The organism is Allobosea sp. GW822-FHT05A11, assembly GCF_058800455.1.
Map to the genome: position 1 here is coordinate 44,009 of NZ_JBXAMI010000003.1, position 25,043 is coordinate 69,051.

The window sequence follows — 25,043 nt, forward strand, 5'->3', positions numbered from 1 at the left end:
TTTCGTGAGCGTTCCTGATCTCTACCGGATCATCGCCACGATGTCAAGGATAAAATTCCTACAATCCTGAGATGCATCGCCCCAGAGCTGTCAGGCCTGTTCCTTCTCGATCCATTTATAGGTCGCGGCCGGGACATAGTTCTGCATCCGGTCGAGCAGCGTCGCCGGCTCGGTATCGGTCATCGCCATCGCCCGGTGGTTCTGCTTCAGGAAACCGGCCTCGACGGTGCGATCGAGGAAGGTCGCGAGCGGATCGTAGAAGCCGGCGACGTTGAGCAGGCCGAGCGGCTTGGCGTGGATGCCGAGCTGGCCCCAGGTCCAGATCTCGAACAATTCCTCGAAGGTGCCGATGCCGCCGGGCATGGCGATGAACCCGTCCGAGAGCTCGGCCATACGCGCCTTGCGGGTGTGCATGGTGTCGACGACCTCGAGCCGGGTCAGCCCGACATGGCCGACCTCCTTGTCCTTCAGCGCCTGCGGAATGACGCCATGGACCTGGCCGCCGGCCTCCATCGCGGCATTGGCGACGATGCCCATCAGGCCGACCGCGCCGCCGCCATAGACCAGCGTCAGGCCGCGCCGGGCGATCTCGGCGCCCATGGCGCGGGCGCCCGCCGCGTAGACGGGGTCATTGCCGGGGTTGGAGCCGCAGAAGACGCAAACCGATCTCATGAACCGAGAGCCTGCAGGATGCGGGCCCAGGAACGCTGGCCCTTGTGGAAGGAGGACAGGTCGTATTTCTCGTTGGGCGAGTGGACCCGGTCATCGTCGAGGCCGAAGCCGACGAAGAGCGTGTCGATGCCGAGCGTGCGCTTGAAATCGCCGCCGACGGGGATCGAGCCACCGCTGCCGATCGAGACGACGCGCCCGCCCCATTCCTCGGCGAGCGCGACGCGTGCCTTCTGGAGCACGGGCGAATCCACGGGCACCGCCAGCGCCGGCGAGCCGGAATGGCTGATGAATTCGGCGGTCACATCCTCCGGCAGGCGTTCGCGGATGAACTGGTGGAAGGCGGCGGCGATCTTCGCCGGGTCCTGGTCGCCGACGAGGCGGAACGAGACCTTGGCCGAGGCCTGGCCCGGAATGACGGTCTTGCTGCCCTCGCCGGTATAGCCGCCCCAGATGCCGTTGACGTCACAGGTCGGGCGCGACTGGATCTGCTCGATCAGCATCCGCCCCTTCTCGCCGATGGAGTGCTTCAAGCCCACCTGGCCGAGGAATTCCTTCTCGGTCAGGTTGAGATCGGCCCATTCCGCCTTCTGGGCATTGGTCGGCTCGTGCACGCCCTCGTAGAAGCCGGGAATAGTGATGCGGCCGGTCTCGTCATGAATCTCGCCTAGAATGCGGGCGAGAAGATGGATCGGGTTGGCGGCCGCGCCGCCGAACAGACCGGAATGCAGATCGCGATCGGCGGCCGTCAGCGTGACCTCCTGATAGACCATGCCGCGCAGCGTCGAGGTGATCAGCGGCGTCTCGCGATCCCACATGCCGGTGTCGCAGACCAGCGCGTAATCCGCCTTCAGCTCGGCGGCATTGGCCTTGATATAGCCGGGCAGATTGACCGATCCGGATTCCTCCTCGCCCTCGACAAGGATGGTCAGGCCGATCGGCAGTTCGCCGGTCTCGGCCAGCGTCGCGCGCACGGCCTCGATGAAGGTCATGACCTGCCCCTTGTCGTCGCAGGCGCCCCGCGCCGAGATGATCTTGCGGCCGGGCTCGAGCTCGCGGACGACCGGTTTGAACGGGTCGGTGTCCCAGAGGCTGACGGGGTCGACCGGCTGCACGTCGTAATGGCCGTAGAACAGCGCATGCGGCGCGCCGGGCTTGGGACGATGGGCGAGGACAACGGGGTGCCCGCCGGTCTCGCGCAGCTCCGCCTTGAAGCCGAGGCCTTCCAGGTCGGCCCGCAGCCATTCGGCCGCGGCACGCGTCTGCGCGTTATAGGCCGGATCGGTGCCGATCGAGGGGATTTCGAGCCAGGCGGAGAGACGGTCGAGCGAGGCATCGAGCCCCTCGTCAAGGCAGGCGAGAATAGCGGGAAGCTTGGTCATGACAGCCATCGGATGCGATTCAGATGACGCCATCATGGCAAGCCCCGACCGGTGCGTCAGCCCATATTCGCGCATTGCCGCCCGGCGCCCTCCCGAGAAGGCGAAGCCGACGAAGCAATCCGGAAGGGCAGGGTCAGACGTCGAAATCGCTAATTGCCAATCATTCGCAATTGCGTTGACACGGCGATGGGAAGCCGATACCCCTTATTGCAACCAAGTTGCAGCAAGGCATCGTGATGACGCAAAGCGGCCCCGAATCCTCGTCGATCTGGCTTCGATCGCGGGGCGAGCCGTCCCTGACGGATGTCTTCCGCACCATCAAGGTCACGCCGACCTCGTCGACCTGGCGCAAGTTCCTCGCCTTCTTCGGGCCGGGCTATCTCGTCGCGGTCGGCTATATGGACCCCGGCAACTGGGCGACCTCGCTCGCCGGCGGCGCCCAGTATGGCTACACGCTGCTCGTGGTCGCTCTGGTCTCGAACCTGATGGCGATCATCCTGCAGTCGCTTTGCGCGCGGCTCGCCATCGCCTCGGGCCGCGATCTCGCCCAGGCCTGCCGCGATGCCTATCCGCCCTATATGGCCTGGCCGCTCTGGCTCTTGGCCGAGCTTGCGATCTGCGCGACCGACCTCGCCGAAGTGATCGGCACCGCGATCGGCCTCAACCTGCTCTTCGGCATCCCGCTCGAGATCGGCGTGCTGATCACGGCCTTCGACGTCTTCATCATCCTCTGGCTGCAGACGCGCGGCTTCCGCTGGATCGAAGCCTTCATCATCACGCTGCTCGGTGTCATCGCGCTGTGTTTCGGCATCCAGATCGCGCTGGCCGATCCGAACTGGGGCGAGGTCATCCGCGGTTTCGCGCCGACGACCGAGATCGTGACCAATCCGAACATGCTCTACATCGCGCTCGGCATCATCGGCGCGACCGTGATGCCGCATAACCTCTACCTGCATTCCGGCATCGTGCAGACCCGCGCCTATGGCGAGACGCTGCCGGAGAAGCGCGAGGCCCTGAAATTCGCGACGATCGACTCCACCGTCGCGCTCTGCTTCGCGCTGCTGATCAATGCCTCGATCCTGATCCTGGCCGCCGCGACCTTCCACAAGGCCGGCCACCACGACGTCGCCGAGCTCGGCAAGGCGCAGGAACTCCTGCAGCCGCTGCTGGGCGCTTCGATCGCGCCCTCGCTCTTCGCCATCGCCCTGCTCTGCTGCGGCCTGAACTCGACGGTGACCGCGACCATGGCCGGCCAGATCGTGATGGAGGGCTTCCTCCGCATCCGCCTGCCCGCCTGGATGCGTCGGCTGGTGACGCGCCTAGTCGCGATCGTACCGGCGATCGCGGTCACGCTGATCTATGGCGAGAGCCAGACGGCGAAGCTGCTGATCCTGAGTCAGGTCGTACTCAGCCTGCAACTGCCCTTCGCGGTGGTGCCGCTGGTGATGTTCACCGCCTCGAAGCAGAAGATGGGTGCGCTCGTCGCGCCGCGCTGGCTCAGCCTGACCGCAGGCATCATCGCCGCGATCATCATCGTGCTGAACCTCAAGCTGATCTACGATTTCGCCACGGGGGCGTGACGCACCGCCGTCATGCTCGGGCCTGACCCGAGCATCTCAGGACCAGCGTCCTCTCGTCATGAGATTCTCGGGTCGAAGCGTCGCTTCGCCCGAGAATGACACTGTGAAGCAGCCCTCAGCGCTTCCCCGACATCGAGCCCAGAATACCCCGCAGGATCGCGCTGCCGACCTGCCGGCCGATCGAGGTCGCGGCCGAGCGGGCGGCCGAGGTGATGATCTTCTCGGTCATGCTCTGCGGCAGCGGACCGCCGCGCGAGCCCGGCCCCGTCTTCGGGCGCTGCTGCGGCGCCCCGCCACCGAGCCAGCCGCCGATCGTGTCGAGGATGCCGCCGCCCCCGCCGCCATCCGTCGACGCCTCGACCGGCGAGCCGTCCGGGTTGAGGTTCTTGCGCTTCATCAGCACTTCATAGGCCGACTCCCGGTCGACCATGGTGTCGTATTTGCCCTTTTCGGGCGAAGCGTTGATCGCCTGCTGGCGCTGCTGCGGGGTGCAGGGGCCGACCTGCGCCATCGGCGGCGCGATCAGGGCGCGCTCGACCATCTCGGGCGAGCCCTTGCCTTCGAGCATCGAGATCAGGGCCTCGCCGACGGCGAGCTGACTGATCGCCTCCTCGGTGTTGATCTTCGGGTTCTGGCGGAAGGTCTCGGCGGCGGCACGCACCGCCTTCTGGTCGCGCGGGGTGAAGGCACGCAGCGCGTGCTGGACGCGGTTGCCGAGCTGGGCGAGCACCGTATCGGGGATATCGAGCGGGTTCTGCGTGACGAAATAAACGCCGACGCCCTTCGAGCGGATCAGGCGCACGACCTGCTCGACCGCCGTCAGCAGCGCCTTAGGCGCGCCGTTGAAGAGCAGATGCGCCTCGTCGAAGAAGAAGACGAGCTTCGGCTTGTCGAGATCGCCAACCTCCGGAAGCTGCTCGAACAGCTCGGAAAGCAGCCAGAGCAGGAAGGTCGCGTAAAGCCGCGGATTGTTCATCAGCTTGTCGGCGGCGAGGATGTTGACGATGCCGCGTCCGTCGCGATCCGTCTTCATCAGGTCGTTGATGTCGAGCGCCGGCTCGCCGAAGAAGAGGTCGCCCTTCTGATTCTCCAGAACGAGCAAGGCGCGCTGGATCGTGCCGACCGTCGCCGAGGTGACGTTGCCGTATTTGGTCGTCAGCTCCTGCGCATTCTCGGCGATGAAGCTCAGGATCGCACGGAGATCCTTGAGGTCCAGCAGCAGCAGCTTCTGCTCGTCGGCGACGCGGAAGGCGATGTTGAGCACCCCTTCCTGCGTGTCGTTGAGGTCGAGCAGGCGCGCCAGCAGTAGCGGCCCCATCTCGGAAATCGTGGCGCGGACCGGATGGCCCTGCTCGCCGAACACGTCCCAGAACACGGTCGAGAACTGGTCAGGCTCGTATTTCAGGCCGAGCTCCTTGGCCCGGTTGACGAAGGGCGGCTTGGAATCGCCGGGCGCCGCGATGCCGGACAAGTCGCCCTTGATGTCGGCTGCGAAGACCGGGACGCCGTTGCGGGCGAAACCCTCGGCCATGACCTGCAGCGTCACCGTCTTGCCGGTGCCGGTGGCGCCCGTCACCAGCCCATGGCGATTGGCGAGCTTGAGCAGGAGGTTTTCGGGCTTGCCGCTCTTGCCGATCAGAATCGCGCCGTCATTCGCCATTGAATTCGCCCATCAGGTTTCAAATCGGTCCGGCAAGGGTGTAACCAAACGACGCAGAAGGCGGAAGCCCGGGGCCGTTGGAAATCAGATCGTAAACATATAAACTATTTTGGAGGCTTCGTGGCGAAGCCATTTGACGAGGGGTTTTGGATCCATGGAAGAATTGCTGACGCGCGTGGCTGGGGCCGCCGGCATCAATGAGGAGCTCGCCCGCAAGGCGGTCGGCATCATCCTCGCCTTCCTGCAGAAGGAAGGCCCGGCCGCCGAGATCGGCCAGTTGATGGCGGCGTTGCCGGGCGCGCAGGCGCTGGCCGATGCCGAAGGCGGCGCCAAGGGCGGCATGCTCGGCGCGATCGGCGGATTGATGGGCGGCGGCGGCGTCATGGCGCTCGGCGGCCAGCTGATGGGCGCTGGTTTGTCGATGGGCCAGATTCAGAGCGTCTCGAAGGAAATGTTCACGGTCGGTCGCGAGAAGGCCGGCGAGGATGCGATGGGCGCCATCGTCGGCGCGATTCCGGGCCTCGGCCAGTTCGTCTGATCCCCTTGGAATTCCCACAACGCCGCGACGCTGTCTCAGGATAGCGCCGCGGCGTTTTTGCATTCTCGCACCTGCCTTGCGACGAAGTAGGGGTGGCGGTGCGCGCGCCCCCATGGCAATCAGCGTTCCACGACTGCACATTATGCGGAAGAGGAGCATCGGCGCGCATGAACTCGGCTGCCCCATCCGACCTTCCCTATCTGGACGCTTTCGCGGCGCCGTCAAATGACGCCTGGCGAGCGGCGGTCGACAAAGTCCTGAAGGGTGCCGATTTCGAGAAGAAGCTCGTCGGCCGGACCGCCGACGGCATCCGCATCGAGCCGCTCTATCCCGCTGCCTCCGCGCCTGCACGGGCGCTGCGTGCCGAGGCCGGACGCTGGCATGTCGCTGCCCGTCTCGACCATCCGCATCCGCACGAGGCGCGGACACTGGCTCTCACCGATCTCGAAGGCGGCGCCGATACCCTGACCATCAGCTTCGCCGGAGCATTGGGTGCGCGAGGATACGGCCTCGTCGCCGACGACGTGTCGACGCTCGATACCGCGCTCCACGGCGTGATGCTGGATCTCATCCATTTGCGGCTCGATCCGGCCCCGCAGGGCCGCATCAATGCGCTGCTGCTGGCGGCCCTGATCCAGAAGCGCGGGCATGCGCCGAGTGAGCTCTCCGTCTCCTTCGGCCTCGATCCGATCGGCGTCTTCGCCAGCCGCGGCTCGCTGGCGGCGCCCTGGCCCGAGCTTGGCCGCCGTCTGGCGGCAACGATCCGCACGCTGAAGGAACGCGGCTTTGCCGGACCGTTCATCGAGGTCGACAGCCGGCCCTATCACGAGGCCGGCGCCAGCGAGGCGCAGGAACTCGGCGCGGTGCTTGCGACCGCCGTCGCCTATCTGCGCACGCTCGAAGCGCAGGGCATGACGCTGTCCGAGGCGCGCGATGCGCTGGCCTTCACGCTGGTCGCCGATACCGACGAATTCCTGACGGTGGCCAAGTTCCGCGCCGCGCGACTGCTCTGGAACCGCGTCCAGCAGGCCTGCGGCTTGACGCCGAAGCCGGCGCGCATCCATGCCGAGACCGCCTGGCGTTCGCTGACGAAGCGGGATCCCAACGTGAACCTGCTGCGCGGCACCGTCGCCACCTTCTCGGCTGGAATCGGCGGCGCGGATTCGATCGCCGTCCAGCCCTTCACCGCCGCGCTTGGCCTGCCCGATGCCCTCGCGCGCCGCGTCGCCCGCAACACCCAGCTCATCCTGCTCGAAGAGAGCAATCTCTGGCGCGTCGCCGATCCCGCCGCCGGCGCCGGCGGTTTTGAGACGCTCACGCAGACGCTCTGCGAGCAGGCCTGGCAGATCTTCCAGGAGATCGAGCAGCAGCGCAGCGGCGATCTCGCCGGCATCGTCGCAGCCCTGGTCGACGGTCATCTCCAGAAGATGCTGGCGGAGCAGCGCGCGGCCCGCGCCAAGGCCGTGGCGACGCGGCGCGAGCCGATCACCGGCACCAGCGAATTCCCGAATATCCACGAAAACGTCGCTGCGGTACTCGCCGTCACGCCAATCAGGTTGGACAGGCAGCGCACGCAGGGCAGTCTCGCCGAGCGGAACCAGAGCGAGATTATCCGCTCCTTCGCCGGCGGAGCCGGCCGAGCCGATGCGTTGGCCGCGCCCGGCACGGCCCTGCAAGCGGAGCCTTTGCCTTCGCTCAGGCTGTCGGAGCCGTTCGAGTCGCTCCGCGACAAGGCCGACGCCCAATCAAAGCGCCCGGTCGTGTTCCTGGCGACGCTCGGCCCGATCGCCGATTTCACCGCCCGCGCCGGCTTCGCCCGCAACCTGTTCGAGGCCGGCGGGCTCGCCGCGCCAAGCGGCGACGGCTTCGCCAAGGACGGTGCAACCGATCTTGACGCGTTCACCGGCGCCTTCCGCGCTTCGGGTGCGAAGCTCGCCTGCCTGTGCGGCTCGGATGCGGCCTATGCCGCCGAAGGCGCCGCGGCGGCCGAGGCGCTCGCCAAGGCTGGCGCAACGGTGTGGCTCGCCGGGCGCCCGACCGAGCCCGAGGCCTTGAACAAGGCCGGCGTCGCCACGTTCATCTATATGGGCTGCGACGTGGTCGAGACACTCACGCAAGCGCAGGCCATCGCAGGCGCCTGACCGGAGACTAAGAGTTTGACTGCCATCGCCCTCACCATCGCCGGTTCGGATTCGAGCGGCGGCGCCGGTATCCAGGCCGATCTCAAGACCTTCGCGGCGCATCAGGTCTATGGCGCCTGCGTCATCGTCGCGCTGACCGCGCAGAACACCAGGGGCGTCAGCGGAATCCATGCCGTGCCGCGCGACTTCGTCGCCCAGCAGATGGATGCGGTGTTCGAGGATCTGGACGTCGGGGCGGTCAAGATCGGCATGCTGGCGACGGCCGAACTGATCGAGACCGTCGCGGCCGGGCTGAAGCGCCACGGCGCGAAGAACATCGTTCTCGATCCCGTCATGATCGCCGCTTCCGGGGCACGGCTGCTGGAAAGCGCGGCCGTCGAGGCGATCCGCACGCATCTCTTCCCGCTTGCGACCTTGATCACGCCGAACCTGCCGGAGGCCGCCGCCCTGCTCGGCACCAGCCCGGCCGAAACCGATGAAGCGATGGACGAGCAGGCCGAGAAGCTCGCGGCGCTCGGCGCAGCGAACGTTCTGGTCAAGGGCGGGCACGGCACCGGCGAGATCAGCAGCGACCTTCTGTTGCTCGCAGGCGGCGCGCGCCAGCGCTTCAACGCGCCACGGCTCGAAACGCGCAACACCCATGGCACCGGCTGCACGCTGTCATCCGCCATTGCCGCCAATCTGGCCAAGGGACTGGAGCTGCCGGAGGCCGTCGGCCACGCCAAGACCTATATCTCGGCCGCCATCGCTGCCGCCGATCAGGTTGCGGTTGGCCAAGGCCACGGACCGGTGCATCATTTCCACCATTGGTGGGACAGGACCGAGGGGAGCCAGTCATGACCGCGATCCCGGATTTCACGAAGCTCGCCTTCGCAGGGGCTCGCCCCGCCGCCAGTGCCTTGCCCACGGGCGAAGCCTGGCAGACGCCCGAGGATATCCCGGTCAAGCCGGTCTATACGGCGGCCGACCGCGACGGCCTGCCCTTCGTCGACAGCCTGCCGGGCATCGCGCCCTATCTGCGCGGCCCCTACCCGACCATGTATGTCAACCAGCCCTGGACGATCCGGCAATATGCCGGCTTCTCCACGGCCGAGGATTCCAACGCCTTCTACCGGCGCAACCTCGCCGCCGGGCAGAAGGGCCTCTCCGTCGCCTTCGATCTCGCGACCCATCGCGGCTACGACAGTGACCATCCGCGCGTGGCGGGCGATGTCGGCATGGCCGGCGTCGCGATCGACTCGATCTACGACATGCGCACGCTGTTCTCCGGCATCCCGCTCGACCAGATGAGCGTGTCGATGACGATGAACGGCGCCGTGCTGCCGGTGCTGGCGCTCTATATCGTCGCGGCGGAAGAACAAGGCGTACCGCAGGCCAAGCTCTCGGGGACCATCCAGAACGACATCCTCAAGGAGTTCATGGTCCGCAACACCTATATCTACCCGCCCTCACCCTCGATGCGGATCATCGGCGACATCTTCGCCTATACCTCGGCGAACATGCCGAAATTCAACTCGATCTCGATCTCCGGCTATCACATGCAGGAAGCCGGAGCGACCCAGGACCTTGAGCTCGGCTACACGCTCGCCGACGGCGTCGAGTATATCCGCGCCGGCCAGCGCGCTGGCCTCTCCGTCGACGTCTTCGCGCCGCGCCTGTCCTTCTTCTGGGCGGTCGGCATGAACTTCTTCATGGAAGTCGCCAAGATGCGGGCCGCCCGGCTGATCTGGGCGAAGCTGGTCAAGGATTTCGGCGCCGAGAACGAGAAGTCCCTCCCCCTGCGCACCCACTGCCAGACCTCCGGCTGGTCGCTGACGGCGCAGGACGTGTTCAACAACGTGCCGCGCACGATGATCGAGGCGATGGCGGCGACGCAGGGACACACCCAGTCGCTGCACACCAACGCGCTCGACGAGGCGCTGGCGCTGCCGACCGATTTCTCGGCCCGGATTGCCCGCAACACCCAGATCCTGCTGCAGCAGGAAAGCGGCACGACCCGGATCATCGACCCGTGGGGCGGCTCCTATTACGTCGAGCGTCTGACCGCCGAGCTCGCCGAGAAGGCCTGGGGCCATATCCAGGAGGTCGAGAAGCTCGGCGGCATGGCCAAGGCGATCGAAGCCGGCATCCCGAAGCTGCGCATCGAGGAGGCCGCCGCCAAGACGCAGGCGCGCATCGATGGCGGCCAGCAGGCGATCATCGGCGTCAACTGCTACAAGCCGGAGAGCGAAGCCGCGATCGATGTGCTGAAGGTCGACAATGCCGCGGTCCGTGCCCAGCAGCTCGACAAGCTCAGGCGCCTCAAGGCCGAGCGCAACGAGACCGAGGTCGAAGCTGCCCTCACCGCGCTGACCAATGGCGCGTCCGGCAACGGAAACCTGCTCGACCTCGCGGTGAAGGCCGCCCGCGCCAAGGCGACGGTCGGCGAGATATCGCTCGCGATGGAGAAGGTCTTCGGGCGGCACAGGGCCGAGATCAAGGCGATCTCGGGGGTCTACAAGCGGGAGGTCGGCGACATGAACCCAGCCGTCACGCGCGTCCAGTTGCTCTGCCAGGATTTCGAGGAATCGGATGGGCGCCGCCCGCGCATCCTCGTCGCCAAGATGGGCCAGGACGGGCACGATCGCGGCCAGAAGGTCATTGCCTCGGCCTTCGCCGATCTCGGCTTCGACGTCGATATCGGCCCGCTCTTCGCGACGCCCGATGAAGCGGCACGGCAGGCTGTCGAGAACGACGTCCATATCGTCGGCGTCTCGTCGCTCGCGGCAGGACATCTCACGCTGGTGCCGGAGCTGAAGGCGGCGCTGGCCAAAGCCGGCCGGCCGGACATCATGATCGTGGTCGGCGGCGTCATCCCGCCGCAGGATTTCGATACGCTGATCGAGGCGGGCGCCTCGGCGATCTTCCCACCGGGCACCGTCATCGCCGACGCCGCCGAGAAGCTGCTGCAGGAGCTGAACGAGCGCCTCGGCTACGCCCAGCGGACGGCGGCTGAATAAAAGAAGGCGGGCGCTGCCAGCCGGCAGCGCCCGCCCCATGATTACGACCGACGTGGCGACACTTACCGCCAGCCGTAACCATAGCCGTAGCGCGACGCAGGCTGCCGCATGCCGTAACTGTCGGAATAGCGATGCCAGCGGCGCTGACCCCAGAAGCCGTGGACGGCGGGTGGCGCCGGGCGCCAGCCATAGCCGTAGGCCGGGCGCTCGTAGGAGCGCTCATAACGGCCACCGAAGGCCTGCGCCTCGCCCACCCCGGCGAATGCCGAAACTGCGAGCACCGCGCCGCTAAGCGCAAGGGCAGCCAAACCGATCCGGGCGCGATTGCCAAACATGGTCTCATGTCCTGTTCCGGCAGGGATCGCCCTGCCACGGATCGGACATTCGCAGGTCGTGGCTGAACGGGCTTTGAGGGCGCCGTTCAGCCGTCGTTTATCTGCCCGACGCTTGCTCGCGCTTCAAAAGCAGCGAAGCCGCGATCACGACGACGGCCACGGCCCCGATCATGATCGTGCAGGCGGCGTTGATCTCGGGTGAGACGCCGAGCTTCACCGCTGAATAGAGCCGCATCGGCAGCGTCGTCGCGCCCGGCCCGGTGGTGAAGCTCGCGATGACGAGGTCGTCGAGCGAGAGCGTGAAGGCGAGCATCCAGGCTGCCGCGACCGCCGGCCAGATCAAGGGCAGGGTCACGGTCCAGAAGGTGACGAAGGGCGTGGCTCCCAAATCCTGCGCCGCCTCTTCCAGCGAGCGGTCGAAACCAGCGAGCCGCGACTGCACGACGATGCAGGCGAAGCCGAGGCTGAAGGTCGCGTGGGCGATCGTCACGGTCCAGAAACCGCGTTCGACATCGACGGCGACGAAGAGCAGCAGCAGCGACAGCCCCGTCACCACCTCGGGCATGACCAGCGGCGCCAGCACCATGCCGGAAAACAGCGTGCGGCCCATGAAACGCCCATGGCGGGCGAGCGCAAGCGCAGCCAAAGTGCCGAGGATCGTCGCCAGCGTCGCCGAGACGAAACCGAGGCGGATCGAGAGCCAGGCGGCATCAAGCAGCGGCTGGTTCTGCATCAGCGCGCCGTACCAATGGGTCGAGAAGCCGCCCCAGACCGTCACCAGCCGCGAAGCGTTGAAGGAATAGGCGACGAGCGTCAGGATCGGCAGGTAGAGAAAGGCGAAGCCGACGATCAGCGCCAGGATCAATCCGGGACCGAGCCGGCTCATGCCGCCAGCTCCCGCTGCAACCGCGCGCGCTGGAGCAGGACGAGCGGCAGGACGAGCACGACGAGCAGCACCACCGCCACGGCCGAGGCCAAGGGCCAGTCACGGTTCGAGAAGAACTCGCTCCAGAGCAGCTTGCCGATCATCACGGTGTCGGGGCCGCCGAGCAGGTCGGGGATAACGAATTCACCCACCGCCGGAATGAAGACCAGCGCGGAACCCGCGAGGATGCCCGGCAGCGAGAGCGGCAGCGTCACTGTCAGGAAGGCCGTGACCGGCGTGGCGCCGAGATCGGCAGCCGCCTCCAGCAGACCGCGGTCAAGCTTCTCCAGCGCCGCGAAGAGCGGCAGCACCATGAAGGGCAGGTAGGAATACACCATGCCGAGCAGCACGGCCGTCTCGGTATTGAGCAGACGCAGGGGCTCGCCTTCGAAGCCGAGCAGGCCGAGCGTCGCATCGAGCAACCCCTCCGGCCTCAGGATGCCGATCCAGGCGTAGACGCGGATCAGGAAGGAGGTCCAGAACGGCAAGATGACGAAGACGAGCAGGAGGCCGCGCCAGCGCGCGGGAGCCGCGGCCATGGCATAGGCGAGCGGATAGCCGATCGCGAGCGCGAAGACGGTCGTCAGCGCCGCGATGCGCAAGGAATAGAGATAGCTCTGCCAGTAGAGCGGATCGTCGCCCAGCAGGCTGAAATTCGTGAGGTCGAGCTGCGAGAGAAACTCGCCGAGCCGGGCGAGGCCTTCCCAATGCGGCGCATAGGGCGGCAGAGCCATCGCAGACTGCGAGAAGGCCATGCGCAGCACGATGGCGAAGGGCGCAAGGAAAAACAGCGCCAGCCAGAGATAAGGCACGGCCACGACGAGCCGGCGAAGCCGCTGCAGCGAAGCGACCGCGCTCATGGCGGCAGCACTACGCCGGCCTCGACATCCCAGGAGAGCCAGACCTTGTCGTCCCAGGCGAAGGGGCGGGCCATCCGGCGCGTGCGGTTGGCGAGCGCGACCTTGACGAGCTGGCCACCCTCGCCGCCGAGCATGACCTGGATCATGGTGAAGTCGCCGAGATAGCCGATATCCCAGATCTCGCCCGCAACCTTGTTGACGGCCTGCCCCGGCTCGTCATGACCGATCTCGATCTTCTCGGGCCTGATGCCGACGACAAGCGGCTCACCCGGCTTCAGCGCCAGCGCCTCCTCATCGAGCTCGACGGTGCCGACATGCGGCATCTCGGCCCGGACCAGCTCGCCGTCGACGGCTGCGATCCGACCCTCGAAAATATTGATATCGCCGACGAACTCCGCGACGTGGCGGTTGGCTGGCGCCTCGTAGATCACGTCGGGCGGGCCGATCTGGACGAGCTTGCCGTGGTCCATCACCGCCATGCGGTCGGCCATGGTCATGGCCTCGTCCTGGTCGTGGGTGACGACCATGAAGGTGAGGCCGAGCTCGCTCTGCAGGTCCATCAGTTCGAACTGGGTCTGCTCGCGCAATTTCTTGTCGAGCGCCGCCATCGGCTCGTCGAGCAGCAGCAGCTTCGGGCGCTTGGCCAGCGACCGGGCCAGCGCGACGCGCTGGCGCTGGCCGCCGGAGAGCTGATGCGGCTTGCGCCCGCCAAGGCCCGAGAGCTTGACCAGCGCCAGCATCTCCTCGACGCGCCGGTCGATCTCGGCGCGCGGCAGCCCTTCCCGCTTCAGCCCATAGGCGATGTTGCCGGCCACGCTGAGATGCGGGAACAGCGCATAGGACTGGAACATCATGTTGATCGGCCGCAGATGCGGCGGAATGCCGGTGATGTCCTGCCCGTCGAGCAGGATCGTGCCGGCATCCGGCGTCTCGAAGCCGGCGAGCATGCGCATCAGCGTGGTCTTGCCGCAGCCGGAAGGCCCAAGCAGCGCGAAGAACTCTCTGCGGTAAAGCGCGAGCGAGAGATCAGCCACGGCCGTGACGTCGCCGAAGCGCCTGGTCACGCCCCGGAACTCGACCAGCGGCTTCGCCGCCGGGTCGTTCCAGGGCTGGAAGGCCCGGCGCACGCTGCCGGGCGAGGTCTTCTTCATAGTGATCGCGACCTGTCGGGAGCCGGTCACTTGCCGGTCTTGACGCGGGTCCAGAGCCGGTTCACCAGCCGCTGGGACTTCTGGTCATAGGGCGTGATCGTGTAGAGCCGCCCCATCACCTCGTCCGACGGATAGATGCCGGGATTGTCGCGCACGGCTGCCGAGAGGAACGGCTTCGAAGCAAGGTTGCCGTTGGCATACTGGATGAAGTCCGAGTTCTTTGCGGCCATCTCCGGCTTGTTGACGAAGTCGATGAACTTCATCGCTGCATCGACATTGCCGGCATCCTTCGGGATCACGAAGGAGTCGAACCACATCAGCGCGCCTTCCTTCGGGATGGAATAGGCGATCTGGACACCGTTCTTGGCCTCCTCGGCGCGCTTCTTGGCCTGAAGGATATCGCCGGAGTAGCCGACGGCCAGGCAGATATCGCCATTCGCCAGCGCGTTGATGTATTCCGAGGAATGGAACTTCTGGATATGCGGGCGGATCTTGCGCAGGAGTTCGCCGGCCTTGTTCAGATCGGCCTCCTTCTTCGAGTCGGGATCGAGCCCGAGATAGCGCAGCGCCGCCGGGAACATCTCCTCGACCGCATCGAGCACATGCACGCCGCAATTCGACAGCTTCTTGAGCTGCTCGGGCTCGAAGACGATCTTCCAGGAATCGACCACCGCATCGGGGCCGAGCCGCTCCTTCACCTTCGCGACGTTGTAGCCGATCCCGGTGGTGCCCCACATGTAGTTCACGGCGTATTTGTTGCCGGGATCGTACTTGCCGAGCCTGGTCTGGATTTCCGGCCAGATATTCCTGAGATTCGGCGCCTTGTCCTTGTCGACCGGCTGGTAGAGGCCAAGCGGAATATGGCGCGGCAGGAAGGAAGCAGTGACGACGATCAGGTCGTAGCCGGTCTTGCCGGCGAGAAGCTTGGTCTCCACCGTCTCCATCTGGTCGAAGGTGTCGTAGACGACGGTGATGCCGGTTTCCTTCTTGAAGGCGTCGAGCACCTCCGGATCGACATAGTCCGACCAGTTGAAGATGCGCAGCTGCTTGTCCTGCGCGGCCACTGGTGTGGCCAGAAGTCCCAGTCCGATCGCGCAAGCCGCAATCGCCTCGGTCAATCGCTTCGCCGTCCTACCCAATCCGCCCCTCCATCGTGTTGGCGCGCGCACGCTACCAGCTTTCCCCCCGGCATCAACCGCCAGCGGGCGCGACCGAACGCCCGCGCACAGGCAAGCTGCGCCTGACGCAAGCGTGAACGACCGCATCCTTGCCGGCTCGCGCCGCCATGCACATACCGTACCGCATGCGCCTGTTCCGCCGCTTCCTGCTGTTCTTCGCGATCGCCTTCCTGCTGCCGCTCGCGAGCCATGCGGGCTGGTGGTACTGGCAGACGCACGCGCCGGACTGGCGACGCGCCGACTGGACGAGCGCAAAGCTGCTGCCCGCGGCTTCCGTCGAGCCCGAAGCGACGGTGCATGTCTTCGCCGCCCGCGTTGGTCGCTGGCGCGGCATCTTCGCCCATCATTCCTGGATCGTAGTGAAGGAGCGCGGTGCCAGCGCCTATACGCGCTTCGACGTCGTCGGCTGGGGCGCGCCGCTCAGGGTCAATCACCGCGAGGCCGATGGCCGCTGGTTCGGTAACATGCCGGAAGCCGTCTTCGAAATCCGGGGCGAGGCAGCGGAGCGCCTGATCCCACGCATAAGGGCAGCCGTGGCGGATTACGCCTATTCCAGCCCCGGCAGCTATCTCGCCTGGCCGGGGCCGAACTCGAACAGCTTCGTCCAGCATGTCCTGGCCGAGGTGCCCGAGCTCCATCAGGCGCTGCCGCCGACAGCGCTCGGCAAGGACTGGCGCGCCGACGGCCTTTTCGCCGGGCTGACCGCCAGCCGCACCGGCATCCAGGCCTCGCTCTACGGCCTGGCCGGCGTGACCGTGGGCTGGGTCGAGGGCATCGAGATCAACCTGCTCGGCCTCGTCGCCGGGGTCGACCTGCGCAGCCCGGCACTGAAGCTGCCGGGCTGGGGACGGGTCGGGGTTTAGCGCCACGAAGCGATCAGACCGCCTCGAAGGCCTGCGCCAGATCCGAGATCAGGTCCTCGATATTCTCGATGCCGACCGAAATGCGGATCAGCGCATCGGTCAGGCCGATCTCCTCGCGCAGTTCGCGAGCGACGCCGGAATGGGTCATCGCGGCCGGGTGAGAGACCAGCGTCTCCGTGCCGCCGAGGCTGACCGCGAGCTTCATGATCTGGAGATTGTCGAGCACAGCGAAAGCCTCCTTCTCGCCGCCCTTGACGTCGAAGGCGAAGGTTGAGCCCGCCGCCGTGCACTGGCGGTCGAAGACGGCCTTGCGCGGGTCGCCGTCCTTGAGGTTGCCGAGATAATGCACCCTGGCGACCTTCGGATGGCTCTCCAGGTATTCCGCCACCAGCTTGGCGTTCTCATTGGCCCGGCTCATGCGGATGTCGAGCGTCTCCAGCGAGCGCATCAGCATCCAGCAGGAATTCGGATCGGCCTGCGTGCCGAGCGAGCCGCGCCAGGCCTTCACCTGCCGTACCAGCGCCTCCGAACCGCTGATCGAGCCACCGACGAGATCGGAATGGCCGCCGACATATTTGGTCAGCGAAAGCAGCGACAGGTCTGCACCCTGCTTCAACGGCTTCTGGTATTTCGGGCCGAGCATGGTGTTGTCGACGACGACCGGCGGGCGATGTCCCTGTGACTTCTCCAGCTCGTCCGCAATCATCTTGCAGGCGGCGAGGTCGACGAGGCCGTTGGTCGGGTTGGCCGGGGTCTCGACCAGGATCATCGCAACGCGGCCCTTGGCGGCGGCGGCGCGCGCGACCTCACGCATCTGCTCGATATCGAGACCATCGGTGAAGCCGAAGGGCGTGACGCCGAAGGCGCCCATCTGGTTCTTCAGCAGCGTCTCGGTGCCGCCATAGAGCGGGCGGGAATGCAGGATCGTGTCGCCCGGGCGCAGGAAGGCGAAGCAGGTCGTCGCGATCGCGGCCATGCCGGAGGCGAAGACGGCGCATTTCTCGGCCTCGTCCCAGATCGCCAGACGATCCTCGAGGATTTCCATGTTCGGGTGGTTGAAGCGCGAATAGACGAGGCCGGGCTTCTCGCCGGGCTTGGGCTGGCGCCGGCCGGAGGTGAAGTCGAAGAAGTCCTTGCCCTGCTGGGCGTTCTCGAAAACGAAGGTCGAGGTCAGGAAGACCGGCGGCTTCAGCGAGCCCTCCGACATGGCCGGCGAATAGCCGAAGCCCATCATCAGCGTCTCGGGATGGAGCTTGCGGTTGGCGATCCGATCCTTGTGGTAGTTGTCTGCGCTCATGGCCGTCTCCCTTGCGATCCTGCGACGCAGGCCGGTTTCTGCCACCAGATTATTCCCATCATGACGCCATTGCTTGGCCGATCAGCATCATCCTACTATGTCACGAGCAGCTTTCTGCTCAATTTCATTCCAGATGGAGCATATCATGCTCGACAGCATCGACCGCCGGATTCTCGCCGTGCTGCGCGAGGACGGGCGCATCACCAACCAGGACCTGTCACAGCGCGTCGGGCTGTCGCCGACACCGTGCCTCAGGCGGCTGAAGCGGCTGGAGGAGACCGGCGTCATCCAGGGCTACACGGCCTTGGTCGATCCGAAGGCCTATGGGCTGCCCTTCAGCGTCTTCGTCTCGGTGCGGCTGACCCAGCAGAACCAGGAGCAGATATCCGAGTTCGAAAAAGCCGTCGAAAGCTGGAGCGAAGTGGCCGAATGCTACCTCATGACCGGCTCGCAGGATTACCTGCTGCGCGTCGTCACGGACGGAATCGAGGGCTATGAGCGCTTCCTGAAGCAGAAGGCGACGCGGCTGAAATGCATCCAGTCGGTCGAATCCAATTTCGCGCTGGCGACGATCAAGAAGCGCTCCGGCCTGCCCCCGGTCTAGACGCTATCAACGGACGCCGAACAGCTCGGCTCCGGCAGCCTCGGCCATGCCGCTCTGCTGATGCGCCACGCCCGGCACGACGACCTCGCGCCAACGAAACGTCACTCCGAGGCGGCGCGCTTCGTCGCGGGCCGCGGCCATGAAGTGCTCTCCGCGCGCAAAGCGGGTCGGCCCCTGCTCCTCGGCACCGCGGGATTTGTTGAGCTGGGGATGGTCGGGATCGGTGTCACGGTCGCCAAGCATCACCAGCATCGGCTTCGACAGCGCGGCTGCGAGCGTGGCGTCCACAGCCGGGGTGCCCTTCAGCGAATAGGGATAAGCGCGCGCGCCAGCGAGAACCGGCAGCGTGTAGTAGCCGGCATTCGCCACGGCCGCCGTCGCAATCCTCGCATCCGGCATCAGCATGACCATGCGGTGGACGAACTGGGCACCGGCGGAGTGGCCGAAGATCGTGTAGCTACCTCCGGCGACGCGGCCGCTGGCGCGGGCGACATCGAACAGCCTCTCGATCAGGCCGAATGTCCATTTCGCCTTGTCGGGCTCGCCGCGCGCATTGCCTTGCTGGAAGCGGCGGCTGGAAAACTGCTCCTTGTCAAAGCGTGGGGCGAGGACGAGGAAACCGCCTCGGTCGGCAGCAGCCTTCCAGGCGTCGCGGGCGCCTCTCGCATTGCGGCCCATGCCGTGGATCGCAATCAGCAGCGGGCAGGGCTTGGCCGCGCAGGCCGGCGGCGCATAGGTCGAAACCGCGACGGTGGCCGGCAGCGGATCGGCATAGCTGCTTTCGGCCGGCCCGGTCCCGGCGAAGAGCGGCGGCGTCTCGGCAAAGGCCGAGGAGAGGCCGAAGCCCTGCGCAAGCACGACGACCGCCAATGTCCCGATCAGCCGCAGCATTCTGCGCTCCTTCAGGCGCCGCCACGGTCCATGGCGCGGCGCACGACCTGGGTGACTTCGCTGTTGGACAGGAAGAGATCGTGACGCAGCATGCTCCAGCCCCGGCCGGAGGTGTCCGCGACCCGGACGCCCAATGCTTCCAGCCGCGAGCGATCCGCGGCGCCGGCCCGCGCGACGCCGCCGGCGATGCGGGCGGAGACGGCCAGTGCCCGGTCACCGGGATCGATGATCACGGTCATGCGCTGGGCCAAGGGGCCGATTTTCTTCACCGTCTGCTCGAAAGCGTCGATATCGACATCGGGCGAGGCCAGCACGACCGAACCGATCCGGGCGTAGATTTCCCGCGAATCGCGCAGCTCGCGCAAGCCTTCCAGGGTCAGGAAGGTTCCCATGGAATGGGCAACGATGTGGATGCGGCCGACGGTCGGGTTGGCGACAAGCGCCTGCAGCGACTGGACGAAACCGTCGCGCGACCAGAGCGCGCTCTCGCGGTCGTAAGCGTAGTCGAAGAGCTTGCCGCCGGAGGGCCAGGTGAACAGGACCGTGCGACCCTGGAACTCCAGCGAATGGGACAACTGGCCGGCGCTGCGGGCGGCCGTCTCGAAGCTCTCGTTGAAGCCGTGGATGTAAAGCAGCACATCGCGCCCGTTCACGGCGTCCGAGAGTGCCCGCGTCGCGTCCGCCGTCGTTTCATGCGAAATGCCGAGCACGGCCCAGTCGCCGCTCACCGCCGAGGAGACACGCCCCGCGATGCCGCGCCCGGGCGGCGACAGTTGCGCCTCGGCGAAGGTCAGCGGGCCGCGATCGGTATTGAAATAAGGCGTCGCGCTGCCGGTCGAGCGGCGCGTCGTCATGACGAGCAGCCGCGGGTCCTTGCCGAGCGCCGAGGTATCGGCGCGTTCCGGCTCGGAGAAGGGCGACACGCTCGCCTCGCTCTGCGCGCAGGCGGCAAGCCCGAGCGGGAGGAACGCGGCGAGCGCCAGCGAACGGCATGAGAAGGCGCGCCTTGTAACGGGCATGGAGAGAGGCATCCGGTCAGAATTTGAGGGGCCGAACTGGCAGCCGCACCTCTAAAGGCAGGCCAACGCGGCCAGAATGGGGCGAGAGTGCTGCCGCCTGCACGAAGCAGCACCCGCGTTGCACCAAGGCGACATCACTGCGTGGCGCCGGAGATGATGGTGATCGGTGCGGTGACGACGAGCCCGACGGTCGATCCCACCGTGCCCATCACGCCGCCGGCGACGTCTCCCAGCCTGTCGCCGAATTGCGGCCCCGCAAAGCCGATGCCCTTGTCCTGCTGCAGCCGCTGGCCGATCATCTGCACGACCTTCGGCGAGGACGCGAATTTCGCATGGTTGAGGCTGTCGCCGGAGGAGACCTCGGAGAGGTCGATCAGCCGCACGCCAAGCTTTTCCAGCTCGGCGATCGTCTCGGTATCCTTGCTCGACACCGCGCCCAGCCGCTTCTTGTCGCCGGCGAAGCGCCGGGAGAAATCGAGCGCCCGGTCATCGGCCGAGACGAAGACCGTCACCGGCCGCCGGATTTCGCGCATCTGCGTCTTGAAGACGTCAAGATCGACGTCGGGCGCTGCGAGCATGACATCGCGCAGCTTGCCGCCAAAGGTCCCGTCGCCGCGGATTGCAGCCTGGCGGAGCGTCTCCAGCGTCAGCAATGTGCCCATTGAATGGGCGAGGATGTCCATGCGCGACGGGCCGAGATCCCGGGCGATGGCCCGCAGGTTCAGCTCGAGGAAATCGCGCGAGTAGAAGGCGCTTTCGCGATCATAGGGATAAGCAAGGAGCTGTCCGCGCGAGGGCCAGGTGAACAGCACCGGCACGCCCTTGAAGCCGGAATCATAGACGATCTGGGCGAAGCGATAGGCCGCATCGGCGAAATTCGTGTTGTAGCCGTGGACGAAGACCAGCACGTCGCGCTGGGAGGCTGGCCGCCGCGCCAGTTCCTTGCGCACGTCGGAAACGATCGGCGCGAGATCGAGCTTCTGGAGGTTGGTCGCGGTGAAATGCTTCGCCGGGTCGCCCGGTCCCGAATCGGGCAGTTCCAGCTCACCGGGCTTGTGATTACGCGGCACGGTGATGTCGAGGCGGGCGAAGGAGAGCTTCGGCCCGCGCTCGCCGCTGAAATAGACCGGCTGCGCCGAGGCCTCGCGCGTCGTCGCGACGTAAATCTGGACAGTCCCTGCGACCTCCGCCTTCGGAGCGGAGCTCAGCTCCAGCACGCGCGGCGTGCCGCAGGCTGCGAGCGCCAGCGGCAAAAGCAGGACCAACAGGAAAACACGAAGCCGCATCGCCACGCACATCATCGCCAAGTCGTCTCACTGCAACAGCGAATTCACAAGATGCGCACATGACACAGTGATGAAGCAAATGAGACGGCAGGACGCCTTGTCGCCCGCTCCCGCGACTTGCTAACTGGCGGCATGGTCGACAGCAGCAGCTCCCCATCCGACACCCTGCGCGATGCCATTCTTGCCGGCGAGCGCGCTGCGCTGGCCCGTGCGATCACGCTGGCGGAATCGCGCCGCGCCGATCATCGCGAGCAGGCGCAGACCCTGATCCAGCAGTTGCTCCCTCACACCGGCCGAGCGATTCGGGTCGGCATCACCGGCGTGCCCGGCGTCGGCAAGTCGACCACGATCGACGCGCTCGGCAGCCACCTGACCGCAGCGGGCCACAAGGTTGCCGTGCTCGCGGTCGACCCCTCGTCTTCCCGGACCGGCGGCTCGATTCTTGGCGACAAGACGCGGATGGCCCGGCTCGCGGTCGATCCCAACGCCTATATCCGCCCCTCCCCCTCCTCGGGCACGCTCGGCGGGGTCGCGGCCAAGACGCGCGAGACCATGCTGCTCTGCGAGGCGGCCGGCTTCGACGTGATCCTGGTCGAGACGGTCGGCGTCGGCCAGTCGGAGACCGCCGTCGCCGACCTCACAGACTTCTTCCTCGTGCTGATGCTGCCCAATGCCGGCGACGAATTGCAGGGCATCAAGAAGGGCATCATCGAGCTCGCCGACATGATCGCGGTCAACAAGGCGGACGGCGACGGCGCCATGGCCGCGCGCGCAGCCGCCGCGCAATACAAGGCCGCGCTCCATATCCTCTCCCCCGCCTCCCCCCTGTGGAGCACGCCGGTCGTGACGATCTCGGGGCTGACGGGGCTCGGGCTCGACAAGCTCTGGGCCAGGATCGAGGACCATCGCGCCCGCTTCGAGGCCAAGGGTCTGATCGCCGAAAAGCGCCGCCGGCAGGATGTGAAATGGATGTGGGCGATGGTGCAGGACAGGCTGCAGGCCAGGCTCCGGCACGACCCGGCCCTGAAAGCCCGCACGCCGGAGCTGGAGGCGGCCGTCGCTGCCGGAAAGCTCCCCCCGACATCCGCCGCCGACGAGATCGCGCGGGCGCTGGGGCTGTGATCCCGGCGCGGCGAACCTCGGTGCCAGATCGGCACAGGTGAAGCTGGCACAGAGCTTGATCCGCGCCGGCCGAACAGGAGCTTTCATGGTGCTGTCCCGACGCAACGTGCTGGCGATGGGCCTTTTCGGCACGGCCTCGGTCGTTCTGCCGGCCCATGCCCAATCGCGCGGCGCGACGACCGGCCCGCTCGGCCATCTTGGCCTAGATGCCGGCCAACTCGGCTTACGGCCCGGTGCCGCGGAGGATCAGTCGCGGCAACTCCAAGCTGCTCTCAAGCAAGCTGCTGCGCGCGGCGCGCCGCTTCTCCTGCCGCCCGGCCGCTACCGGATCGGCGGCGTCGCCCTGCCCGAGAACGCCCGGATGATCGGCGTGCCCGGCGAGACGCATCTCGTCACGGCCAGTGGCCAGCCCCTCCTGATCGCCCGCAATATTGGGCGGGCCGCGCTCACCGGCCTGAGCTTCGACGGGCTCGACATCCCCGCTGCCCAGCGAAGCGGGTTGCTCATGGCCGAGAACGTCGGCGAGATCACCATTTCCGGCTGCGCCTTTGCCAAGGCCGGCTCGGTCGGCCTGACGCTTGACCGCTGCGGCGGGCGCGTCACCGCGAGCCGGTTCCGCGACATGCGGGACGCAGCGCTGTTCGCGATCGATTCGAAGGGCCTCACGGTCGAGCAGAACCGGGTCGAGGATTGCGGCAATAACGGCATCCAGATCTGGCGCAGCCAGCCCGGCGACGACGGCTCGATCGTTCGCGGCAACCGTGTGCTGGGGATCAGGACCGATGGTGGCGGCAGCGGCCAGAACGGCAACGGCATCAGCGTCTTCCGCGCCGGAGGCGTGATCATCGAGGGCAACCAGCTGCGCGACTGCGCGCTGAGCTTCATCCGCAACAATTCCGGCTCCGGCGTCCAGATCCTCGGCAACCAGGGGCGGCGCTGCGGCGAGGTCGCGCTCTACAGCGAGTTCGCCTTCGAGGGCGCAATCATCGCCAACAACCATGTCGAGGACTGCGCGTCGGGCGCCTCGATGACCAATCTCGACCAGGGCGGGCGCATGGCAGTCTGCGCCAACAACATCATCCGCAAGGCGACGCGCAAGGCCGTGCCCTACAGCAAGGAGCCGACCGGAGGCTACGGCATCCATGTCGAGGCGGAAGCGGCGGTGACCGGCAATGTCATCGAGGACGCCAGCGATATCGGCATCGCGCTCGGCTGGTCATGGGGCATGCGCAATCTCGCCGCCACCGGCAACGTCATCCGCAAGACCGGGATCGGCGTCTCGGTCTCGCTGGTGCCCAAGGAACGCAACGCGCTGATCGCCAACAACGTCATTTCCGAGGCCCGCGACGGCGCCGTGATCGGCACCGAATACGGCAAACCGGTCACCGGCGACCTGACAAAGGCTCCCGACGCGAGAGCCTCCGGCATCGTGGTCGCGAACAACGCGGTGCGCTGAGGCCTCAGGCCGCCGGCGCGCGAATCCGGCCGACCTCGATGCCGTTCCAGTTCTTCAGCACGGTCTCACGCAGCGGCGCGAAGGCTGCCTGCGTGGCACCGTCCATCGGCAGGAAGCGTGCGATCAGGGCGCCAAGCGCGATCTCGGCGGCACGACCGGCGCCGTCATCGCATTTCAGGGCGATGCCGTAGCCCAGTTCCGGAAGCGCGGCGCAATACACCCCCTCCGCCCCGGTCTTGGTGAAGGCGCGCGCGCCGAGCAGGTCCATCAGGCGGGTGTCGTAGCGGCCCGTGCCGGCGACCATGAAGGGGTGGGCTGCAGCGGCCGCCCGGATGCGCGCCGCCGCCTTTGCCCGCTCCGGCCCGAAGCCACGGCCGGTGCCGAGCCGGGCGAAACCCAGCGCCAGCGCCGAAAGCGGCACGGCGTAGGACGGGATCGAGCAGCCGTCGGTTCCCATCCGCTCGGCGCTATGGACGGCCCCGGTCACGGCTTCCAGAGCGCCGCGCACGGCCTGCTGCACGGGGTGGCTCGCCTTCACATAGCCGGCAGGGTCCTCATCCATGTTGCAGGACAGGCAGACGAAGCCGGCATGCTTGCCCGAGCAATTGTTGTTGAGGGCGCTCGGCTCGGCGCCAGACTTTGCCAGGGCGCGGGAGACGACCTCGTTCGACGGCCAATGCGCGCCGCATTCGAGGCAGCCGGCATCGCGGCCGGCCTTTTTCAGCATCGCCAGCGAGGTCTGCGCATGCAGCGGCTCACCGGAATGCGAGGAGACGGCGAGCGCGATCTCGGCCTCGGTCAGCCCGTAGCGGTCGGCTGCGCCGCTCTCGATCAAGGGCAGGCCCTGGATCGCCTTGACCGCCGAACGCGGAAACACCGGGCGCTCGACATCGCCGGCCGCGAAGACCACACCGCCATCGGCATCGACGACGATCGCCGCGCCGCGATGGCGCGATTCGACGACATTGCCGCGCGTGACCTCGGCGAGAACGGGATTTTCCATGGCGACCTCCATTGCCCTTTGCGCCGGGCTTGCCGCCTTTTGGCGCTGACGCGGGGTCCTGTCAAAAGCGCTGGCGCGAAGGGC

General features: G+C 66.8%; 22 protein-coding genes. 9 read left to right on the plus strand and 13 right to left on the minus strand.

What is annotated here, in order from left to right:
* Positions 1-90: 90 nt before the first annotated feature.
* Both AC1RLU_RS09810 and AC1RLU_RS09815 read right to left on the minus strand, forming a co-directional pair.
* Positions 91-672, minus strand: a complete 582-nt coding sequence (locus AC1RLU_RS09810; protein WP_091855733.1) for an LOG family protein — start codon at positions 670-672, stop codon at positions 91-93.
* Positions 669-2,051, minus strand: a complete 1,383-nt coding sequence (locus AC1RLU_RS09815; protein WP_492795313.1) for a M20/M25/M40 family metallo-hydrolase — start codon at positions 2,049-2,051, stop codon at positions 669-671. The genes AC1RLU_RS09810 and AC1RLU_RS09815 overlap by 4 nt, the downstream gene beginning before the upstream one ends.
* A 236-nt stretch (positions 2,052-2,287) precedes the next feature.
* On the opposite strand from AC1RLU_RS09815, the gene AC1RLU_RS09820 reads away from it, so the two are divergent.
* On the plus strand, positions 2,288-3,631 hold the full coding sequence (locus tag AC1RLU_RS09820; protein ID WP_091856150.1) for an Nramp family divalent metal transporter: 1,344 nt from the start codon (positions 2,288-2,290) through the stop codon (positions 3,629-3,631).
* Positions 3,632-3,746: 115 nt separating this feature from the next.
* On the opposite strand, the gene AC1RLU_RS09825 is transcribed toward AC1RLU_RS09820, so the two are convergent.
* Positions 3,747-5,291: a helicase HerA-like domain-containing protein gene (locus AC1RLU_RS09825; RefSeq protein ID WP_492795314.1), complete on the minus strand. Its 1,545-nt coding sequence runs from the start codon at positions 5,289-5,291 to the stop codon at positions 3,747-3,749.
* A 154-nt stretch (positions 5,292-5,445) separates the two neighbouring features.
* Here AC1RLU_RS09825 and AC1RLU_RS09830 point away from each other — a divergent pair, with 154 nt between their 5' ends.
* The 4 genes from AC1RLU_RS09830 (at position 5,446) to scpA (ending at position 10,969) form a co-directional block, all read left to right on the plus strand.
* Positions 5,446-5,829, plus strand: a complete 384-nt coding sequence (locus tag AC1RLU_RS09830) for a DUF2267 domain-containing protein (protein ID WP_091855735.1) — start codon at positions 5,446-5,448, stop codon at positions 5,827-5,829.
* Between the two features lie 167 nt (positions 5,830-5,996).
* Entirely contained in the window at positions 5,997-7,970 is a 1,974-nt protein-coding gene (locus AC1RLU_RS09835) for a methylmalonyl-CoA mutase family protein (protein ID WP_492795316.1), read from the plus strand.
* Positions 7,971-7,985: 15 nt separating this feature from the next.
* Positions 7,986-8,810 (plus strand): bifunctional hydroxymethylpyrimidine kinase/phosphomethylpyrimidine kinase, encoded by an 825-nt coding sequence (thiD, locus tag AC1RLU_RS09840; protein ID WP_492795318.1) that lies wholly within the window; start codon positions 7,986-7,988, stop codon positions 8,808-8,810.
* Positions 8,807-10,969 carry a methylmalonyl-CoA mutase gene (scpA, locus tag AC1RLU_RS09845; protein ID WP_061964469.1) on the plus strand — a complete coding sequence of 721 codons (2,163 nt, stop codon included), beginning with the start codon at positions 8,807-8,809 and terminating at the stop codon, positions 10,967-10,969. Before thiD ends, scpA begins: the two co-directional genes overlap by 4 nt.
* A 62-nt stretch (positions 10,970-11,031) precedes the next feature.
* On the opposite strand, the gene AC1RLU_RS09850 is transcribed toward scpA, so the two are convergent.
* From AC1RLU_RS09850 to AC1RLU_RS09870, 5 genes are all read right to left on the minus strand, one after another.
* Entirely contained in the window at positions 11,032-11,304 is a 273-nt protein-coding gene (locus AC1RLU_RS09850) for a hypothetical protein (RefSeq protein ID WP_492795320.1), read from the minus strand.
* Between the two features lie 97 nt (positions 11,305-11,401).
* Positions 11,402-12,190 (minus strand): ABC transporter permease, encoded by a 789-nt coding sequence (locus AC1RLU_RS09855; RefSeq protein WP_492795322.1) that lies wholly within the window; start codon positions 12,188-12,190, stop codon positions 11,402-11,404.
* The gene (locus AC1RLU_RS09860; RefSeq protein ID WP_492795324.1) at positions 12,187-13,089 is read right to left on the minus strand and encodes an ABC transporter permease; all 903 of its coding nucleotides are present in this window, start codon (positions 13,087-13,089) and stop codon (positions 12,187-12,189) included. Before AC1RLU_RS09860 ends, AC1RLU_RS09855 begins: the two co-directional genes overlap by 4 nt.
* Positions 13,086-14,240: an ABC transporter ATP-binding protein gene (locus AC1RLU_RS09865; protein WP_492796195.1), complete on the minus strand. Its 1,155-nt coding sequence runs from the start codon at positions 14,238-14,240 to the stop codon at positions 13,086-13,088. The genes AC1RLU_RS09860 and AC1RLU_RS09865 overlap by 4 nt, the downstream gene beginning before the upstream one ends.
* A gap of 26 nt (positions 14,241-14,266) precedes the next feature.
* A complete protein-coding gene (locus AC1RLU_RS09870) occupies positions 14,267-15,379 on the minus strand; it encodes a polyamine ABC transporter substrate-binding protein (RefSeq protein WP_282568655.1) in 1,113 nt (370 codons plus the stop codon).
* 146 nt (positions 15,380-15,525) lie between these two features.
* Between AC1RLU_RS09870 and AC1RLU_RS09875 the strand changes: the two genes are divergently transcribed.
* Positions 15,526-16,281 (plus strand): DUF3750 domain-containing protein, encoded by a 756-nt coding sequence (locus AC1RLU_RS09875; RefSeq protein WP_492795326.1) that lies wholly within the window; start codon positions 15,526-15,528, stop codon positions 16,279-16,281.
* Positions 16,282-16,294: 13 nt separating this feature from the next.
* Here the strand turns inward: AC1RLU_RS09875 and AC1RLU_RS09880 are convergent, their stop codons facing one another.
* Positions 16,295-17,578, minus strand: coding sequence for a cystathionine gamma-synthase family protein (locus tag AC1RLU_RS09880; protein WP_492795327.1), 1,284 nt, complete (start codon positions 17,576-17,578; stop codon positions 16,295-16,297).
* Positions 17,579-17,711: 133 nt separating this feature from the next.
* Here AC1RLU_RS09880 and AC1RLU_RS09885 point away from each other — a divergent pair, with 133 nt between their 5' ends.
* Positions 17,712-18,182 carry an Lrp/AsnC family transcriptional regulator gene (locus AC1RLU_RS09885; RefSeq protein WP_492795328.1) on the plus strand — a complete coding sequence of 157 codons (471 nt, stop codon included), beginning with the start codon at positions 17,712-17,714 and terminating at the stop codon, positions 18,180-18,182.
* A 6-nt stretch (positions 18,183-18,188) separates the two neighbouring features.
* Here AC1RLU_RS09885 and AC1RLU_RS09890 read toward each other — a convergent pair whose 3' ends face one another.
* The 3 genes from AC1RLU_RS09890 to AC1RLU_RS09900 all read right to left on the minus strand — a co-directional run bounded on the left by AC1RLU_RS09890 (position 18,189) and on the right by AC1RLU_RS09900 (position 21,378).
* Complete coding sequence (locus tag AC1RLU_RS09890; RefSeq protein ID WP_492795330.1) at positions 18,189-19,073, minus strand: alpha/beta hydrolase family protein; 885 nt, start codon at positions 19,071-19,073, stop codon at positions 18,189-18,191.
* Positions 19,074-19,084: 11 nt separating this feature from the next.
* Positions 19,085-20,092, minus strand: coding sequence for an alpha/beta hydrolase (locus tag AC1RLU_RS09895; protein WP_492795332.1), 1,008 nt, complete (start codon positions 20,090-20,092; stop codon positions 19,085-19,087).
* A 134-nt stretch (positions 20,093-20,226) separates the two neighbouring features.
* A complete protein-coding gene (locus tag AC1RLU_RS09900) occupies positions 20,227-21,378 on the minus strand; it encodes an alpha/beta hydrolase (protein WP_162260057.1) in 1,152 nt (383 codons plus the stop codon).
* A 132-nt stretch (positions 21,379-21,510) separates the two neighbouring features.
* Here AC1RLU_RS09900 and meaB point away from each other — a divergent pair, with 132 nt between their 5' ends.
* Both meaB and AC1RLU_RS09910 read left to right on the plus strand, forming a co-directional pair.
* Complete coding sequence (meaB, locus tag AC1RLU_RS09905) at positions 21,511-22,500, plus strand: methylmalonyl Co-A mutase-associated GTPase MeaB (protein ID WP_492795334.1); 990 nt, start codon at positions 21,511-21,513, stop codon at positions 22,498-22,500.
* An 85-nt stretch (positions 22,501-22,585) separates the two neighbouring features.
* Entirely contained in the window at positions 22,586-23,956 is a 1,371-nt protein-coding gene (locus AC1RLU_RS09910; protein ID WP_492795336.1) for a TIGR03808 family TAT-translocated repetitive protein, read from the plus strand.
* Positions 23,957-23,960: 4 nt separating this feature from the next.
* Here the strand turns inward: AC1RLU_RS09910 and AC1RLU_RS09915 are convergent, their stop codons facing one another.
* The gene (locus AC1RLU_RS09915) at positions 23,961-24,959 is read right to left on the minus strand and encodes an asparaginase (RefSeq protein ID WP_492795337.1); all 999 of its coding nucleotides are present in this window, start codon (positions 24,957-24,959) and stop codon (positions 23,961-23,963) included.
* Positions 24,960-25,043 lie beyond the last annotated feature (84 nt).